15 protein-coding genes are annotated in these 16,893 nt (G+C 59.7%); 7 read left to right on the forward strand and 8 right to left on the reverse strand.

The features are described 5' to 3' along the window. Positions 1-353 precede the first annotated feature (353 nt). Positions 354-914 carry a D-glycero-beta-D-manno-heptose 1,7-bisphosphate 7-phosphatase gene (gene gmhB / locus BS626_RS09220; protein WP_075182108.1) on the reverse strand — a complete coding sequence of 187 codons (561 nt, stop codon included), beginning with the start codon at positions 912-914 and terminating at the stop codon, positions 354-356. A 185-nt stretch (positions 915-1,099) separates the two neighbouring features. Here gmhB and metN point away from each other — a divergent pair, with 185 nt between their 5' ends. The 6 genes from metN to proS all read left to right on the forward strand — a co-directional run bounded on the left by metN (position 1,100) and on the right by proS (position 6,705). Next, entirely contained in the window at positions 1,100-2,131 is a 1,032-nt protein-coding gene (gene metN / locus BS626_RS09225; protein WP_075182109.1) for a methionine ABC transporter ATP-binding protein MetN, read from the forward strand. Beyond that, the gene (locus BS626_RS09230; RefSeq protein WP_075182110.1) at positions 2,124-2,777 is read left to right on the forward strand and encodes a methionine ABC transporter permease MetI; all 654 of its coding nucleotides are present in this window, start codon (positions 2,124-2,126) and stop codon (positions 2,775-2,777) included. Before metN ends, BS626_RS09230 begins: the two co-directional genes overlap by 8 nt. Positions 2,778-2,842: 65 nt before the next feature. Next, positions 2,843-3,658 (forward strand): MetQ/NlpA family lipoprotein, encoded by an 816-nt coding sequence (locus tag BS626_RS09235; RefSeq protein ID WP_075182111.1) that lies wholly within the window; start codon positions 2,843-2,845, stop codon positions 3,656-3,658. 125 nt (positions 3,659-3,783) lie between these two features. Beyond that, positions 3,784-4,191 (forward strand): Rcs stress response system protein RcsF, encoded by a 408-nt coding sequence (gene rcsF, locus BS626_RS09240; protein WP_075182112.1) that lies wholly within the window; start codon positions 3,784-3,786, stop codon positions 4,189-4,191. Further along, the gene (tsaA, locus tag BS626_RS09245) at positions 4,188-4,895 is read left to right on the forward strand and encodes a tRNA (N6-threonylcarbamoyladenosine(37)-N6)-methyltransferase TrmO (RefSeq protein WP_075182113.1); all 708 of its coding nucleotides are present in this window, start codon (positions 4,188-4,190) and stop codon (positions 4,893-4,895) included. Before rcsF ends, tsaA begins: the two co-directional genes overlap by 4 nt. A 94-nt stretch (positions 4,896-4,989) precedes the next feature. Next, positions 4,990-6,705 carry a proline--tRNA ligase gene (proS, locus tag BS626_RS09250; protein ID WP_075182114.1) on the forward strand — a complete coding sequence of 572 codons (1,716 nt, stop codon included), beginning with the start codon at positions 4,990-4,992 and terminating at the stop codon, positions 6,703-6,705. Positions 6,706-6,769: 64 nt separating this feature from the next. Here proS and arfB read toward each other — a convergent pair whose 3' ends face one another. Both arfB and BS626_RS09260 read right to left on the reverse strand, forming a co-directional pair. Continuing rightward, positions 6,770-7,186 carry an alternative ribosome rescue aminoacyl-tRNA hydrolase ArfB gene (gene arfB / locus BS626_RS09255; RefSeq protein ID WP_075182115.1) on the reverse strand — a complete coding sequence of 139 codons (417 nt, stop codon included), beginning with the start codon at positions 7,184-7,186 and terminating at the stop codon, positions 6,770-6,772. Beyond that, positions 7,183-7,737, reverse strand: coding sequence for a YaeQ family protein (locus BS626_RS09260; protein ID WP_075182116.1), 555 nt, complete (start codon positions 7,735-7,737; stop codon positions 7,183-7,185). The genes arfB and BS626_RS09260 overlap by 4 nt, the downstream gene beginning before the upstream one ends. 315 nt (positions 7,738-8,052) lie before the next feature. Between BS626_RS09260 and rof the strand changes: the two genes are divergently transcribed. Then, positions 8,053-8,313, forward strand: a complete 261-nt coding sequence (gene rof / locus BS626_RS09265; protein ID WP_075182117.1) for a Rho-binding antiterminator — start codon at positions 8,053-8,055, stop codon at positions 8,311-8,313. Positions 8,314-8,343: 30 nt separating this feature from the next. On the opposite strand, the gene tilS is transcribed toward rof, so the two are convergent. From tilS to dnaE, 5 genes are all read right to left on the reverse strand, one after another. Beyond that, entirely contained in the window at positions 8,344-9,681 is a 1,338-nt protein-coding gene (gene tilS / locus BS626_RS09270; protein ID WP_139308805.1) for a tRNA lysidine(34) synthetase TilS, read from the reverse strand. Next, complete coding sequence (locus BS626_RS09275; RefSeq protein ID WP_075182118.1) at positions 9,671-10,060, reverse strand: VOC family protein; 390 nt, start codon at positions 10,058-10,060, stop codon at positions 9,671-9,673. Before BS626_RS09275 ends, tilS begins: the two co-directional genes overlap by 11 nt. Positions 10,061-10,127: 67 nt before the next feature. Then, entirely contained in the window at positions 10,128-12,278 is a 2,151-nt protein-coding gene (locus BS626_RS09280) for a lysine decarboxylase LdcC (protein ID WP_075182119.1), read from the reverse strand. A 143-nt stretch (positions 12,279-12,421) separates the two neighbouring features. Further along, complete coding sequence (gene accA, locus BS626_RS09285; protein ID WP_075182120.1) at positions 12,422-13,381, reverse strand: acetyl-CoA carboxylase carboxyl transferase subunit alpha; 960 nt, start codon at positions 13,379-13,381, stop codon at positions 12,422-12,424. A 12-nt stretch (positions 13,382-13,393) separates the two neighbouring features. Then, positions 13,394-16,876 (reverse strand): DNA polymerase III subunit alpha, encoded by a 3,483-nt coding sequence (dnaE, locus tag BS626_RS09290; protein WP_075182121.1) that lies wholly within the window; start codon positions 16,874-16,876, stop codon positions 13,394-13,396. Positions 16,877-16,893 lie beyond the last annotated feature (17 nt).

Here is a 16,893-nt window from a genome sequence, read left to right on the forward strand (position 1 = left end):
TGAATTACGTGTTCACTCTTGAGACTTGATATTTTTGAGCCCGGAGGCTTTTGATATCTGTCCTGTGAGTGCCCACACAGATTGTCTGATAAATTGTTAAAGAGCAGTGAGTTAGGCGCTTTCGCTTGCTAACTCGAGGTGGCGTATATTACGCTTTCCTCCTTCAGAGTCAACCTCTTTTTCAGAAGTTTTTCTCCGGCGGCGCCGGTGAATCCCGGGCCTCTGCACCGCACCCGCCGCGAGGCCGTTGTGCCGTGTCAGTGGAGGCGCATTATAGGGATCCGATTTCAGAGCGCAAGGGCTAATTCGCACTTTTTATTTGAGTGCGGAAAAATCACGCAATACGGTGATGTTTAGCCCTGTTTTAACCGCGCGGGCAGATCGGCGAGGCTGTTTAGTACCCAGTCGGCGGCGCTTTCCGCCTCGGCGGTGACCGGTTTACCGCTGCGTACCAGCACCTTATGGCCGACGCCGGCCGCCGCCGCTGCCTGCATATCCTCAATTTTGTCACCGACCATCCAGGAGGCAGCCAGATCGATATTCAGCTGCTGCGCCGCCTCAAGTAGCATCCCCGGCTGCGGCTTACGGCAATCGCAGGACTGGCGCAGGGCCGCGACGCTGCCTTGCGGATGGTGCGGACAGAAATAGATGCCGTCGAGATCGACATCGCGATCGGCCAGCGACCAGTCCATCCACTCGGTGAGGGTCATGAACTGCTCTTCAGTAAAAAGCCCGCGAGCGATCCCGGACTGATTGGTGACCAGCACCAGCGCATAGCCCATGGCTTTCAGCTCACGCATCGCATCGATGACGCCATCGATAAACTGAAAGTCATCAATTTGATGAACATACCCGTGATCGACATTGAGGGTGCCATCACGATCGAGAAAAATTGCCGGTACACGCTGTGCCACTGAGAAACTCCTGCTACTGAATAAGCTGCACAGTATCGCATGATTGCTGACTCTGAGAGAATGGCAGATTGAATCACTGTCATTGATTTAGACGTCTGGATGCCTTAACATCCATTTTCAGTCACCCCCTGATGGGTGAGATGTGTTTTTCACGGATAACTCCCATCACTTAAACGACGCTATAAATGATAAAACTGTCGAATATTAACAAAGTGTTCCAGCAGGGCTCACGCCACATTACCGCATTGTCGGATGTGTCGCTGCACGTGCCTGCCGGCCAGATTTACGGCGTCATCGGTGCGTCCGGTGCAGGGAAGAGTACCCTGATCCGCTGCGTTAACCTGCTTGAGCGCCCCACCAGCGGCACCGTCCTCGTCGACGGTCAGGATTTAACGGCGATGTCCGAGGGCCAGCTGACTCAGGCCCGCCGTCAGATCGGTATGATTTTTCAGCACTTTAACCTGATGAACTCGCGGACCGTGTTCGGCAACGTGGCCCTGCCACTCGAGCTGAGCACGCTGTCGAAAGCCGAGATCGAGCGGCGCGTGAGCGAACTGCTGGATCTGGTTGGGCTGGCGGAGAAGCGCGATGCCTGGCCGGCCAACCTGTCCGGCGGGCAGAAGCAGCGCGTGGCCATCGCCCGCGCGCTGGCCAGTAATCCCAAAGTGCTGCTGTGCGACGAGGCCACCAGCGCGCTGGATCCGGCTACTACCCGCGCCATTCTGGAGCTGTTGAAAGATATCAATCGCCGGCTGGGCCTGACAATTTTGCTCATCACCCACGAAATGGATGTTGTGAAGCGTATCTGTGACCAGGTCGCGGTGATCAGTAACGGCCAGCTGATTGAGCAGGACACGGTCAGCGAGGTATTTTCCCATCCGAAGACCCCGCTGGCGCAGCAGTTTATTCAGTCGACGCTGCACCTCGACATTCCGGATGATTACGCCACGCGCCTGCGGACACAGCCTGACGCTGACAGCGTCCCGCTGCTGCGCATGGAGTTTACCGGTCAGTCGGTTGATGCCCCGCTGTTGTCGGAGGCGGCTCGCCGTTTTAACGTCAATAACAATATTATCAGTGCGCAAATGGATTATGCCGGCGGCGTGAAGTTCGGCATTATGCTGGCCGAGATGCACGGTAGCGATACGGATGCGACGGCGGCTATTGCGTTTTTACAAGAACACCATGTGAAAGTTGAGGTACTGGGTTATGTCTGAAGCCATGATGTGGTTGTTGGCGCGCGGCGTGTGGGAGACGCTGGTCATGACCTTTGTTTCCGGGCTGCTGGGGTTTGTGATCGGTCTGCCATTTGGCGTGCTGCTCTACGTCACCCGCCCGGGGCAGATACTGGAGAGCGCCAACCTGTACCGGTTTGCCTCCGCGCTGGTGAACATCTTCCGATCGATTCCGTTTATCATTCTGCTGGTCTGGATGATTCCCTTTACCCGCATTCTGGTGGGCACGTCCATTGGCCTGCAGGCCGCGATTGTCCCGCTGACCATTGGCGCCGCGCCGTTTATCGCGAGGATGGTGGAGAACACGCTGCTGGAGCTGCCGTCGGGACTGATCGAGGCTTCCCGCGCGCTGGGCGCCACGCCGATGCAGATTATCCGTAAGGTGCTGCTGCCGGAGGCGCTGCCAGGGCTGATTAATGCGGCCACCATCACGCTGATCACCCTGGTCGGCTACTCCGCGATGGGCGGCGCGGTTGGCGCCGGCGGTCTGGGGCAGATCGGCATCCAGTATGGCTACGTGGGCTATAATGCGCTGGTGATGAACACCGTGCTGGTCCTGCTAGTGATTCTGGTTTACCTGATTCAGTTCTGCGGCGATCGCATCGTGCGTGCGGTCACGCATAAATAAGCAAGTAACTTCACATCAGCTCTGCGCTGCACGCCACGGGGTGGCGCATAATTTAAGGAAGGGATATGACATTTACACTGAAAAAAATGGCCGCCGTTGGGGCGCTGATCGGTTCCCTGGCGCTGGCAGGCTGCGGACAGGAAGAAAAAGATCCTAACCACATTAAAGTGGGCGTGATCGTCGGTGCCGAACAGCAGGTCGCGGAAGTGGCGCAGAAAGTGGCCAAAGATAAATACGGCCTCGACGTGGAGCTGGTGACCTTTAACGATTACGTGTTGCCAAATGAAGCGCTGAGCAAAGGCGACATTGATGCAAACGCCTTTCAGCACAAACCCTATCTGGATCAGCAGATCAAAGATCGCGGCTATAAGCTGACGCCGGTCGGCAACACGTTCGTCTTCCCGATTGCCGGTTACTCGAAAAAAATCACCTCGCTGGACGAGCTGCAGAACGGCGCCCAAATCGCCATTCCTAACGATCCCACCAACCTGGGCCGCACCCTGCTGCTGCTGCAGAAAGTGGGCTTGATTAAGCTGAAAGATGACGTTGGTCTGCTGCCGACCGTGCTGGACGTGACCGAGAACCCGAAAAACCTGAAGCTGGTTGAGCTGGAAGCCCCACAGCTGCCGCGCTCGCTGGACGATCAGCAAATCGCCCTGGCAGTGATTAACACCACCTATGCCAGCCAGATTGGCCTGACCCCGACCAAAGACGGCATCTTTGTGGAAGATAAAGAGTCACCGTACGTGAACCTGATTGTCGCCCGCGAAGACAATAAAGACGCTGAAAACGTGAAGAAATTCGTTGAGGCCTACCACTCTGACGAAGTCAGCCAGGCCGCCGAGAAGATTTTCAACGGCGGTGCCATCAAAGGCTGGTAAGCCTGGATCCGGCATACCTGAGATAATTAAGCGGGCTACGGCCCGCTTTGTTATTTTTATCACGCCTTGTCATTTTCCACAGAGCTTGCTTCAATAACGCCACTTTTTTTAAACGAGGATTGATCATGCGTGTTTTATCGCTGTGTGCACTGGCTCTGCTGCTGTCCGGATGCTCGGCGTTTCACGATACCCCGTCATCAGACGCGGGCCGCGTCGCCCGGCCACAGCCGAAGCCGACCGCGCCGCAAAAAACCGCGCCGCGCCCGGCACCGGTCAAAATTTATACCGACGCAGCCGAGCTGGTAAGCAAACCGTTTCGCGACTTAGGCGAAGTGGCCGGCGAAGATTGCCAAACCAACACCCAGGACTCCCCGCCGAATCTGGCCACCGCGCGCAAGCGCCTGCAAATTCGCGCCTCCGGCATGAAAGCGAACGCCGTCCTGCTGCACAAATGCGAAATTATCACCAGCGCACCAGGCTGCTACCGTCAGGCGGTCTGCCAGGGCTCAGCGCTGAAAGTCTCCGGCCAGTGAGCACGTTTACCTTTTCCTCTATTGGCGTGATTCGATCGCCGTGGAAAGAGAAGTTTGCCGTCCCCCGCCAGCCGGGACTGATTGAAGACGGGGGGGGTGAACTCCATCTGCTCCCGCCCTACAATCAGCCGGATGCGGTGCGCGGCCTGACCGACTTCAGCCACGTCTGGCTGCTGTTCGTTTTTCATCAGACTCAGGACGGCGGCTGGCGCCCGACCGTACGCCCGCCGCGGCTCGGCGGTAACGTGCGCACCGGCGTGTTTGCTACCCGCTCGACGTTCCGCCCAAACCCTATCGGCATGTCGCTGGTTGAACTGCTCAGCGTAGAGACCCGCGGAGGTCAGGTAGTGCTGAAGCTCGGCAGCCTGGATTTGGTAGACGGCACGCCTATCGTGGACATCAAACCCTATCTGCCGTTTGCCGAAGCGCTTCCCGAGGCGCGCGCCGGCTTTGCCCAGCAGGCGCCAGCGGCGGCGATGCCGGTCAGCTTCTCCGCGCACGCCCGTCGTCAGCTGGAACAGCAGACGGCGCGCTATCCGTATATCGCCCGCTTTGTGCAACAGCTGCTGGCGCAGGATCCGCGTCCCGCCTACCGCAAAGGCGAGGAGCCCGACCGCGAGTATGCCGCCTGGGTGCTGGATTTTAATCTGCGCTGGCGGGTGACGGAACAGGGCACCGAAGTGATTGCACTCGACGAACGTTAATTTGCTTTTCCGCCGCCTTGGGCCGCTGGTAGACTAGTCCGCCTGAACGCCTTTACTGATAATAAGCGCTCCGCTTAACTGGAATCATAATTACATGCGTACTTCTCACTATCTTCTCTCCACGCTGAAGGAGACCCCTGCCGACGCCGAAGTGATCAGCCACCAGCTGATGCTGCGCGCCGGGATGATCCGTAAACTCGCTTCTGGCCTCTATACCTGGCTGCCGACCGGTTTACGCGTGCTGAAAAAAGTCGAAAATATCGTGCGTGAAGAGATGGATAACGCCGGTGCGATCGAAATCTCTATGCCGGTCGTCCAGCCTGCGGATCTGTGGCAGGAGAGCGGCCGCTGGGAGCAGTATGGTCCGGAGCTGCTGCGTCTGGTCGATCGCGGCGAACGTCCGTTCGTACTGGGGCCAACGCATGAAGAGGTGATAACCGATCTGATTCGCAACGAACTGAGCTCCTATAAGCAGCTGCCGCTGAACCTGTATCAGATTCAGACCAAATTCCGTGATGAAGTCCGCCCGCGTTTTGGCGTGATGCGCTCGCGCGAATTTATCATGAAAGATGCCTACTCGTTCCACGTTAGTCAGGCCTCGCTGCAGGAGACTTACGACGCGATGTACCGCGCTTACAGCAACAGCTTCAGCCGCATGGGCCTCGACTTCCGCGCGGTGCAGGCGGATACCGGCTCCATTGGCGGCAGCGCGTCACATGAATTCCAGGTGCTGGCGAAGAGCGGCGAAGATGACATTGTCTTCTCCACGGCGTCAGATTTCGCCGCCAACATTGAGCTGGCCGAAGCGGTCGCCCTCGGCGAGCGCGGCGCGCCGACCGAGGAACTGCGTCAAATCGACACCCCGCAGGCCAAAACCATCGCTGAACTGGTCGCGCAGTTTGATCTGCCGGTGGAGAAAACCGTCAAGACGCTGATTGTTAAAGGCTCGGAAGAGAGCGGCCACCCGCTGGTCGCGCTGCTGGTACGCGGCGATCACGAGCTGAACGAGATCAAAGCGGAAAAAGTCGCCATCGTGGCGACGCCGCTGACCTTTGCCAGCGAAGCCGAGATTCGCGCGGTGGTCAACGCCGGCCCCGGCTCGCTGGGTCCGGTCGGCCTGCCGATGCCTGTCGTTGCCGACCGCAGCGTGGCGACCCTGAGCGATTTCAGCGCCGGCGCCAACATTGACGGTAAGCACTTCGTCGGTATCAACTGGCTGCGCGATCTGCCGGAAGCCCCGGTGGCCGACCTGCGTAACGTGGTCGAGGGCGATCCGAGCCCGGACGGTAACGGCACGCTGCAAATTAAGCGCGGTATCGAAGTGGGCCACATCTTCCAGCTCGGCACCAAATACTCCGAGGCGATGAAAGCCGCCGTGCAGGGTGAAGATGGCCGTAACCAGACGCTGACCATGGGCTGCTACGGCATCGGCATCACCCGCATCGTCGCTGCCGCCATTGAGCAGAACCATGACGACCGCGGTATCATCTGGCCCGCCGCGCTGGCGCCGTTCCAGGTGGCCATTCTGCCGATGAACATGCAGAAATCTTTCCGCGTCAAAGAGCTGGCCGAGAGCCTGTACGACACGCTGCGAGCCAAAGGCATTGAGGTGCTGCTGGACGATCGCAAAGAGCGCCCCGGCGTGATGTTTGCCGATATGGAACTGATAGGTATCCCGCACACCATTGTGATTGGCGACCGCAACCTCGACAGCGAAGAGATCGAGTACAAATCTCGCCGCGACGGAGAAAAGCGGATGATCAAGACCGGCGATATCGTCGATTTCCTGCTGGCTGAACTGGGCAAATAAGCCCCGGAGTCCTGCCCGAAGCCACCCTTGCGGTGGCTTTTTTTTTATCCCGATAGCGCCAGACTTACTCGCTGCGTACTTTTCCGCGCAGCGATTTGGTGGCCGCCTGCCGCGACTTACGCTCGAGGCGACGTTTTTTCGAGGCCAGCGTTGGCCGGGTCGGCCGGCGTTGCTTCGGTTCGACGCTGAATTCCCGCAGCAGGTTTTCCAGCCGCGCCAGGGCGCTGGCGCGATTCATCTCCTGGCTGCGGTGCTCCTGCGCCTTGATGATTACCACGCCATCGGCGGTAATCAGGTGATGGCTGGCGCTGAGCAGCCGGGCTTTGATCGCCTCCGGCAGGCCGGAGGCGACAATATCAAAGCGCAAGTGCACCGCCGTCGCGCTTTTGTTGACGTGCTGCCCACCGGCCCCCTGCGCACGGATGGCGGTCAGCTCAATGTCGCTCTCGGGGATGATCACGCGGCGGGAGAGCACAATCATTGCGCATCACCGGCGATCAGCCAGTGCTCAAAGCGCACTTCCAGATGCCTATCCGGCGCCGACAGCCACACCAGCCCGTCCTGTAGCGTCGCCTGCAGCGCCAGATTGCGCCCGGCCATATCGGCTAATGCTGCCAGCTGCGGATCATCAAGAAACACGATGGTCAGATTCTTCAGCTGGCGCAGTTTTTCCTGATTTTGCTGCCACCAAATCTGCCCGGCCCGGCCATTGTAGGCATACAGAAAGACCTGGCCGGCGCGATGGCTGGCTTTGCGCAGCCGCTTCTCATCGGGCAGTCCCAGCTCAATCCACAGCTCGATACCCTGATGATCGTTACGCCGCCAAATCTCCGGCTCATCATCGGCGCACAGGCCGCGGGTAAACTGCAGGCGCGTATCCGCGTGGCAGATCCAGGCCAGCAGCCGCAGCATCAACCGCGATGTGGTTTCCGATGGGTGCTGGGCCAGAGTGAGCGTCTCCTCAAGAAAGACCTGCCGGTCCAAATCCGCCACGTTGACGCTGGCTTTACAGATGGTTGCTTTTAATGCCATTCGTTACCTCATTGGTTAATCATCCCATTGTACCCTGGTGAGGCCCGCATCACGCTGCCGCTGGCTGATTTCCGCTGAAAGGCTGTGCTATAGTCGCAGAGATGCCAGAAAATAGGCGGCAAGGAGGGAGAGATGCAACAGGGTAGTAAAGTGAATCGTCCGGCGCGGATCATCGGGGCAATAACGCAGGCGGAGTGCGGTAATGCCCGTACGGGCGCCTCCCCCGCTTCGTCCGGCGTGACCGGGTTGTCGGTGCCGGCCATCTCCTTCAGGCAACAGGCAGCCGCGGCTGCCGCAACTAACGGGTGAGCGATTATGTCGATCAATGAACTGTATGAACCCATCAATTGTGATGCTTACGACAATCTCGAACTCGCCTGCCAGAAACAGTGGACCCTCGTTCTGGTATTAAAAAGTGGCGAGCGGCTGGACGCGAAAGCCAGCGACATCCTTTCGCGGAAAAACGTCGAGTATCTGGAAATTACCGCCGCGGGAGAGACGCGTCTGCTGCGTCTCGACCATATCGCGCAGTTTACCCACCCAGAACTCGGCACGGTTGACGTGACCGAAGAGTAATCCTGCCGCGGCGGGCAGTCAGTTGCCCGCCTACGCCCCGCCGCACCAGCTTATGCCAATGGCTTCATCGCCTCCGTTCACCAGCGCATCGCGGGTGATGAACAGCCCCGGTACCAGCATTGCCACCTCGTTGTAGAACAGCACCGGCATGCGCGGACGCCGCCACGGGGGAACGCCGTACTCCTGCCACAGTTTCTTTAACGCGCGTCCACCGCAGCGTCCAACCACGTGCAGATGGCCGCTTACGCCAAAGCGCACCTGCACCCGCTCGCCGACGCGCGGCGCGCGCAGCCGCTGACCTGCCGGATCCAGCATCAGCTGCCCGATCCCGGCCGGCAGGCGCAGCGGGTGTTGCAGATCCGGCCAGTCAAGCTGCTGCACGTGCAATGGCGGCCGCGTTGGCTGCCAGTAGAGCGCCCCCTGATAGCGGCGTACATCGCCTCCAGCCAGGGTCAGCCGCGGTGATGCGTCTTCGCGGCTGCAGGCCACTTCCTGCCACAGCCTGATCAGCGCATCGCGCGACGGCATCGGCAATCCCTGCCCGGCCAGCCAGCGCCGCAGCAGAGCGTGACGCTTTTCCACGCTGGCGCCAGTCAGCGGGGCGATCAGCAGGCTGCCGTCAGGCCGCTGCGCCGCCGCCAGCGCCGGAGCCAACAGTTCGTCCAGCAGCGCTTCCTGCTCGGCACAGAGCGCTGCGGTGCGGGCGCACGCCGCTGCAAAATGGGGCCAGCGCGCGGTCAGCGGCGGCAGCGCCCGGTGACGCAAAAAGTTGCGGTCAAAGCGCGTGTCGGCATTGCTTTCGTCTTCAATCCAGCGCAGTCCCAGCTGCCGCGCGCGAGCCTCAATGTCCGTCCGCGATACCGCCAGCAGCGGCCGCCAGTGCTGCCCTTCCCCCAGCGCCTTCAGCTCCGGCATCGCCGCCAGCCCGGCCGGTCCGCTGCCGCGCCGCAGCGCCAGCAGCAGGGTTTCGCACTGATCGTCCAGATGCTGGGCGGTAACCAACCGCTCGCCCGGTTGCAGATGCGCAGCAAAGGCGGCATAGCGCGCGGCGCGGGCGGCACCTTCAATACCCTGCTCGCGGCCGTCAACGGTCACCGCTACCACCTTCAGCGCGACGCCCAGCGTTTCACACTGCTGCTGGCAGTGGGTCACCCACGCCGCCGCGTGCGGGCTGAGTCCGTGATGGATATGGATCGCCCGCAGGCGCAGGCGGGGAGCCCGGGCGCGCGCGGCGGCCAGCTCATGCAGCAGCAAAGCCGAGTCCAGTCCGCCGCTATAGGCCACCAGCAGCGACGCCGCCCCCTCATGCAACCAGCGCTGCTGCGCCGGCGTCAGCAGGCTACTGCCGCGCTCTGCCTTAGTTTTCATACAGCTCCAGCGGCAGGCCATCGGGATCGCTGAAGAAAGTGAAACGCTTGCCGGTCAGCGCATCGACGCGCACCGGCTCACAGTGGACGCCGGCGTCCTGCAGGGCGCTGACCGCGGCCGCCACGTCATCGACGCTGAATGCCAGATGCCGCAGACCACAGGCCTCCGGCTGGCTCACCCGCGCCGGCGGCGTCGGGAAGGAGAACAGCTCAATACAATACTGCCCGCGAAGGGCCAAATCCCCTTTCCACGACTGTCGCGCCTCGCGGAAGGTTTCTGCCACCAGCGTGAAGCCGAGGAGGTCGCAGTAAAACGCCTTACTGCGCGCGTAGTCGCGGGCGATGATCGCAATATGGTGGACGGCATTAAGGTGTAACATGGCGGTCTCCCTGATGATTGCGCTCATCCTACCCGCGCCGGCCTGCCGCGTGAAGAGGCAATCACGCTTATTCCCGGGGCCGCTGGCGTAAGACCCGCACCCGGTACTGACCGTCATCCGTGCGCTGCACGCCGTGAATATCAGTGGCAAAGCCGGGATAGCGTTCACCGATGCGGCACAGCATCAGCAGGAAATCGAGCACCGGCCGGCTCGCCTCGGTGATCATTTCGCCGGGCATCACCAGCGGCACCCCTGGCGGCAGTGGCAGCAGCATCGCCGCGGCGACGCGCCCCGGCAGGTCGCCAATCGCCACCGTATCAACGCCGTCGGTCAGCTGCTGCTGAAACGCCTGGTAGGGCGTCATCACCGCCGTAGGCAGTACATCAAAGGCCTGCTGCATCAGCCGCGGCAGTTCATGCTGTTGAATCAGCCGGTGGATCCCCTGCGCCAGCGCCGGCAGGGTCATCTGCTGATAGTCATCCGGGCTCTGCGCATACAGGGTCGGTAGCGTGCTTTTGACCATCTGCTGGTTGTCGTAGGCACGCTTAAAGTCGCAAAGCGCGCGCACCAGGCCCATGGCTTTGGTGTTATCGATGCCGATGCTGAACAGGAACAGCAAATGATAGGGGCCGGTTTTTTCTACCACGATCCCGCGCGCATCGAGAAATTTGGCCACCAGCGCTGCCGGTATACCTTCATCACTCATTTCGCCCGTTGCCCGCATTCCGGGGGTCAGCAGGGTCACTTTCACCGGATCGAGAAAGAGGTGGTCCGCATCGGCCTCGCGAAAGCCGTGCCACCCCTCCTCCCCCGGCAGCAGCGGCCAGCACCTCGGCTCAGCGATCTCTTCCGGCTGCCAGATATCGAAGAACCAGCCGTCGCTCTCTTCGCGCAGCCGCTTTATTTCGCGACGAAACTGCATCGCCCGTTCGATGGCGCGCGCAATCAGCCGCTTCCCGGGGTTGCCGCGCAGCATCGCGGCCGCCGTTTCAGTTGAGGCAACAATCGCATAATTTGGCGAGGTGGAGGCATGCATTTTATAGGTATCATTAAACGCCTGCCGATCGTAGTCACCCTTAATGTGAATCATCGACGCCTGCGAGAACGCCGCCAGCAGTTTGTGCGTCGACTGGGTTTCATAAATGACTTTGCCCGGTATGCGTTCGATGCGCATCGCGCTCAGTTGCGCATAGATCGGGTGGAAGTAAGTGTATGGCACCCAGGCCGCATCAAAGTGGATGGATGAAACCGGCAGGTCGCGCGCGATGTGTTGCACGTTATACAACAGGCCGTCGTAGGTCGAGTGGGTGATCACCGCATGCACCGGCCAGCTGGCCCGCGGCGTCTGCGCGACCTGCTGCGCGATGCGCTCCTCGCTCAGCGAGGCCCGGGAAATGCCGCCCAGCATGCCCAGCGGATTGCGGGTCGGTTTCAGCCACAGGGGGACGATGTCGGTCATCATCAGCAGGTGGGTCAGGGATTTATGGCAGTTGCGGTCAATCAATACCGTACTGCCCGCTGGCGCGGCATACATGCCTACAATCTTGTTTGACGTGGAGGTACCGTTCGTCACGATGTAGCTTTGCTCGGCGCCAAAAGTGCGGGCAATATACTGTTCGGCATCGCGATGGGGTCCGCTGTGGTCAAGCAGCGACCCCAGCTCGGTCACCGAAACCGATATGTCCGCTTTCATCGTATTGGCGCCAAAAAAGTCGTAGAACAGACTGCCCACCGGGCTTTTCTGAAAGGCGGTGCCGGCCATGTGTCCCGGCGTACAGAAGGTGTATTTGCCCTCACGCACGTAGGTAAACAGCGCCCGGGTCAGCGGTGGCAGCATGTCATCGATATATTCGCGCGTATACTGTTGGATGCGTTGCGCAATGTCGGCGGCGGTGCCGGGGGCATATTCGAAAAACCATACCGCCATCGGCAGCTGGCTGAGGTTCAGATCGGGCGTCGCGTGACCGTTGAGGAAAGCATATACCGGCAACTTTTCATTAATTTCATTTATCTTAATGCAGAGTGCTTCACCGTGTGCCTCCCAGTCAACGATCACGCCGCACACGCGGGGATCATGATCAATGAGCTGAAGTAAATCACGAGCGTCCTGCGGGCAGACAATCTGAAAACCCTGTTCTGACAGTCTGTTTTTCAGTTCTCTGATCGGCTGGTTTTGGTGGAAAACATCCTGCGTATCCATGATGGCGAGAGTGTTCACAGCTAACCTCCGGTGTTATTGAAGGATAAGCATAGCTGATACTGTGAGCGCTGCCGCAAAAATTCGACGCGGGGAGAGCAACTGAACGCAGGCATAAAAAAAGGGCCCGAAGGCCCTGTCTCTTTGGCGGGGTAACGCCCGCCTTACGCGTAGCCGTAGCTCATCAGACGCTGATAGCGACGATCGAGCAGCTCTTCCTGGCTCAGGCCATCAAGCTCCGCCAGATCGGCCAGCAGCTGCGCTTTCAGCGAGGCGGCCATGGTCACCGGATCGCGATGGGCGCCGCCCAGCGGCTCCGCGACGATGCCGTCGATCAGCTTCAGCTCCTTCAGGCGCGGGGCGATGATGCCCATCGCTTCCGCCGCCAGCGGCGCTTTGTCCGCACTTTTCCACAGGATAGAGGCGCAGCCTTCCGGTGAAATGACGGAATAGGTGCTGTACTGCAGCATGTTGACTTTGTCGCCAACGCCAATCGCCAGCGCGCCGCCGGAGCCGCCCTCACCAATCACCGTACAGATCACCGGCACGGTCAGCCCTGACATTTCGCGCAGGTTACGGGCAATGGCCTCAGACTGGCCACGCTCTTCGGCGCCCACGCCCGGATAGGCTCCCGGCGTGTCGATAAAGGTAATGATCGGCATCTTAAAGCGTTCGGCCATCTCCATCAGGCGCAGCGCTTTACGATACCCTTCGGGAGCCGGCATGCCGAAGTTACGACGAATTTTCTCTTTGGTTTCCCGGCCTTTCTGGTGGCCGATGATCATCACCGGACGCCCTTCCAGACGAGCAATACCGCCCACAATCGCTTTGTCGTCGGCGTAGGCACGATCGCCCGCCAGCTCATCGAACTCGGTGAACGCATGGCGGACGTAGTCCAGCGTATACGGACGCAAAGGATGGCGAGCCAGCTGGGCTACCTGCCAGGCGCCTAAATCAGCGAAGATTTTTCGCGTCAGCTCCACGCTCTTGTCGCGCAGCCGCTGAATCTCTTCGTCCAGATTCACGTCGTGTTTATCATCCTGACGCCCCAGTGACTTCAGCGAGTCAATTTTCGCTTCCAGTTCTGCGATGGGCTGTTCAAAATCCAGGTAGTTAAGACTCATAATGTTCCTGTTTTAGTCAAACTCCAGTTCCACCTGCTCCGATCCTATCAGCGACCGCAGATCGTTCAACAGTCGATCGCTGGGGGATACGCGCCACGCCGCGCCGAAACGCAGCTTTGCCCGCGCGTCGTCTCTCTGATAGTAGAGATGAACCGGAATGGTCCCGGAACGGTGCGGTTCCAGGGACTGACGGAGACGGTTTAAAAGCTGGTCATCAATTTGCCTGTCCGTCAGCGAGATAGCAAGTCCGCGCGCGTATTTTTCGCGAGCTTCGTCGATGTCCATCAGTTCACGGGCGGTCATTTTAAGCCCGCCGCTGAAGTCATCAAAGCTGACCTGTCCGCTGACGATCAGAATACGGTCTTTTTCCAGTAAATGCTGGTACTTGTCGAGTGCGTCCGTAAACAACATCACTTCCAGACGCCCCGAGCGGTCATCCAGCGTGCAGATCCCGATGCGGTTACCCCGCTTGGTCACCATCACGCGGGAGGCCACCACCAGACCGGCCGCGGTGGTGATTTTACCACGTTCCGTCGGATGCATGTCTTTTAACCGCAGCCCTCCCACGTAACGTTCAATCTCTTTCAGGTACTGATTGATCGGATGCCCGGTCAGGTAGAGCCCCAGCGTTTCACGTTCGCCATCCAGCTGCACCTGCTCCGGCCAGCGGGTAACATTGCCATACGACTGCTCAACCTTCTCCGGCGCGTCGGTCAGCACGCCGAACATATCCGACTGGCCAATTGCTTCGGCTTTGGCGTGCTGGTCGGCGGCTTTCAGCGCATCAGTCAGTGCGCTCATCAGCGCCGCGCGGTGCGGACCGAGTCGGTCAAACGCTCCGGACATGATCAGTTTTTCCATCACCCGCTTATTGATCTTTTTCACGTCGGTACGCGCGCAGAGATCGAACAGCTCGAGGAAGTGGCCGCCTTCGTTACGCGCCTCGAGGATAGCCTCGATTGGCCCCTCACCGACGCCCTTGATCGCGCCAATGCCGTAGACAATTTCGCCGTCATCATTGACGTGGAACTGATACTGACCGGCATTGATGTCCGGCGGCAGCACCTTCAGGCCCATTCGCCAGCACTCATCCACCAGCCCGACCACCTTCTCGGTGTTGTCCATATCGGCGGTCATCACCGCCGCCATAAACTCGGCGGGATAGTGCGCCTTTAGCCACAGCGTCTGATAGGAAACCAGCGCATAGGCAGCGGAGTGCGATTTGTTAAATCCGTAGCCGGCGAACTTTTCCACCAGATCGAAGATTTTTATCGCCAGTTCGCCATCGATACCGCGCGCTTTTGCCCCGTCTTCAAAGCCACCGCGCTGCTTAGCCATTTCGACCGGGTTCTTTTTCCCCATCGCGCGACGCAGCATGTCAGCACCGCCGAGGCTATAGCCCGCCAGTACCTGGGCAATCTGCATCACCTGTTCCTGATAGAGAATGATGCCGTAGGTCGGCTCCAGCACCGGCTTCAGCGAGTCATGCTGCCACTGAATGTCGGGATAGGAGATCGCCTCGCGCCCGTGCTTACGGTCGATAAAGTTATCCACCATTCCCGACTGCAGCGGACCGGGGCGAAACAGCGCCACCAGTGCGATCATGTCCTCAAAGCAGTCCGGCTTCAGACGTTTGATCAAATCCTTCATGCCGCGCGATTCAAGCTGGAATACCGCCGTGGTTTCGGCACGCTGCAGCATGTCGAAGCTTTTTTTATCGTCCAGCGGAATGGCATCGATGTTGATCGGGGGTTCACCCTGCTTGCTGCGCCGGGTGTTGATCATGTCCAGCGCCCATTTGATGATGGTCAGGGTGCGCAGGCCAAGGAAGTCAAACTTGACCAGTCCGGCGTACTCCACGTCGTTTTTATCAAACTGGGTAACCGGATGCTGACCATGTTCATCGCAATACAGCGGAGCAAAATCGGTGATTTTCGTCGGTGCGATCACCACGCCGCCGGCGTGCTTACCGGCGTTGCGCGTCACCCCTTCCAGCTTGCGCGCCATATCAATCAGCGCCCGCACCTCTTCATCGGCCTCATAAATTTCCGGCAGCTGCGGCTCGGCAGCAAAGGCCTTTTCCAGCGTCATGCCCGGATCGGGTGGCACCAGCTTAGAGATGCGGTCTACAAAACCGTAGGGATGGCCCAGTACGCGGCCCACGTCGCGGATCACCGCCTTGGCCGCCATGGTCCCGAACGTAATGATTTGCGACACCGCATCGCGGCCATACATGTCGGCCACGTGTTCAATCACCAGATCGCGTTTTTCCATGCAGAAATCGACGTCAAAGTCGGGCATTGACACGCGCTCAGGGTTGAGGAAGCGTTCGAACAGCAGATCGAACTCCAGCGGATCGAGATCGGTGATTTTTAGCGCATAGGCCACCAGCGAGCCGGCGCCTGACCCGCGTCCCGGGCCAACCGGTACGCCGTTATCCTTCGACCACTGGATAAATTCCATGACGATCAGAAAGTAGCCCGGAAACCCCATCTGGTTAATCACATTCAGCTCAATGTCCAGCCGCTGATCGTAAGCGGGGCGCTTTTCCGCGCGCAGTGCGTCATCAGGAAACAGAAACGCCAGCCGCTCTTCCAGCCCCTCGCGGGATTTCATCACCAGAAAATCTTCAGTGGTCATCTCGCCGGTAGGAAACTTCGGCAGGAAGTACTCGCCGAGGCGGACGGTGACGTTACAACGCTTAGCAATTTCCACGCTGTTCTGCAGCGCTTCGGGGATATCGGCAAACAGCTCGCACATCTCCTCTTCGCTGCGCAGATATTGCTGAGGGCTGTAGTGACGCGGACGCTTCGGATCGTCGAGGGTATAGCCGTCGTGGATCGCCACGCGAATCTCGTGGGCATCGAAATCCGCTTCCGCCAGAAAACACACCTCGTTGGTGGCCACCACCGGTACACCCTGCTCCATTGCCAGCGCCACCGCGGCGTGCAGATAGCTCTCTTCGTCCGGCCGCCCGGTACGCACCAGCTCCAGGTAGTAGCGATCGGGAAAATGGGTCTGCCAGAAATCCAGCGCCTGCTCCACCAGCGCCGCGTTGCCGCGCAGCAGGCAGCGCCCAACGTCGCCGCGGCGCCCGCCGGAGAGCAGAATCAGGCCGGCGTTCAGCTCTGTAAGCCAGTCGCGGTCAATCAGCGGCCCGTGAATGCCGTATCCGCGCTGGTAGGCGCGCGAAATCAGCAGGGTCAGATTCTGATATCCCTCATTATCCGCCGCCAGCACCGTGATGTGACTCAGCTCGTCGCCCATCATTTCGCTGGTCATCAGGAAATCGGCACCGATGATCGGTTTGACTCCGGCACCGTGCGCACTGCCGTAAAACTTCACCAACCCGCACAGGTTCGTGAAATCGGTGATCGCGATCGCCGGCATGCCCATCGCGGCCGCCTGTTTTACCAGCGGCCCGGTTTTCGCCAGGCCATCCATCATGGAGTAGTCACTGTGCACGCGCAGGTGAATAAAACGGGGTTCTGCCATGGTTGCTTCCGGTTATC

It is taken from the genome of Pantoea sp. 1.19, assembly GCF_001922585.1.
Lineage (GTDB): Bacteria > Pseudomonadota > Gammaproteobacteria > Enterobacterales > Enterobacteriaceae > 1-19.

Excerpts from the sequence above, each read along its gene's own strand:
- BS626_RS09260 (WP_075182116.1), bottom strand. The coding sequence starts at position 7,737 with ATGGCATTAAAAGCAACCATCTGTAAAGCCAGCGTCAACGTGGCGGAT.
- proS (WP_075182114.1), top strand. The coding sequence starts at position 4,990 with ATGCGTACTTCTCACTATCTTCTCTCCACGCTGAAGGAGACCCCTGCC.
- rof (WP_075182117.1), top strand. The coding sequence starts at position 8,053 with ATGTCGATCAATGAACTGTATGAACCCATCAATTGTGATGCTTACGAC.
- BS626_RS09275 (WP_075182118.1), bottom strand. The coding sequence starts at position 10,060 with ATGTTACACCTTAATGCCGTCCACCATATTGCGATCATCGCCCGCGAC.
- arfB (WP_075182115.1), bottom strand. The coding sequence starts at position 7,186 with ATGATTGTGCTCTCCCGCCGCGTGATCATCCCCGAGAGCGACATTGAG.
- rcsF (WP_075182112.1), top strand. The coding sequence starts at position 3,784 with ATGCGTGTTTTATCGCTGTGTGCACTGGCTCTGCTGCTGTCCGGATGC.
- dnaE (WP_075182121.1), bottom strand. The coding sequence starts at position 16,876 with ATGGCAGAACCCCGTTTTATTCACCTGCGCGTGCACAGTGACTACTCC.
- accA (WP_075182120.1), bottom strand. The coding sequence starts at position 13,381 with ATGAGTCTTAACTACCTGGATTTTGAACAGCCCATCGCAGAACTGGAA.
- metN (WP_075182109.1), top strand. The coding sequence starts at position 1,100 with ATGATAAAACTGTCGAATATTAACAAAGTGTTCCAGCAGGGCTCACGC.
- BS626_RS09235 (WP_075182111.1), top strand. The coding sequence starts at position 2,843 with ATGACATTTACACTGAAAAAAATGGCCGCCGTTGGGGCGCTGATCGGT.
- BS626_RS09230 (WP_075182110.1), top strand. The coding sequence starts at position 2,124 with ATGTCTGAAGCCATGATGTGGTTGTTGGCGCGCGGCGTGTGGGAGACG.
- tilS (WP_139308805.1), bottom strand. The coding sequence starts at position 9,681 with ATGAAAACTAAGGCAGAGCGCGGCAGTAGCCTGCTGACGCCGGCGCAG.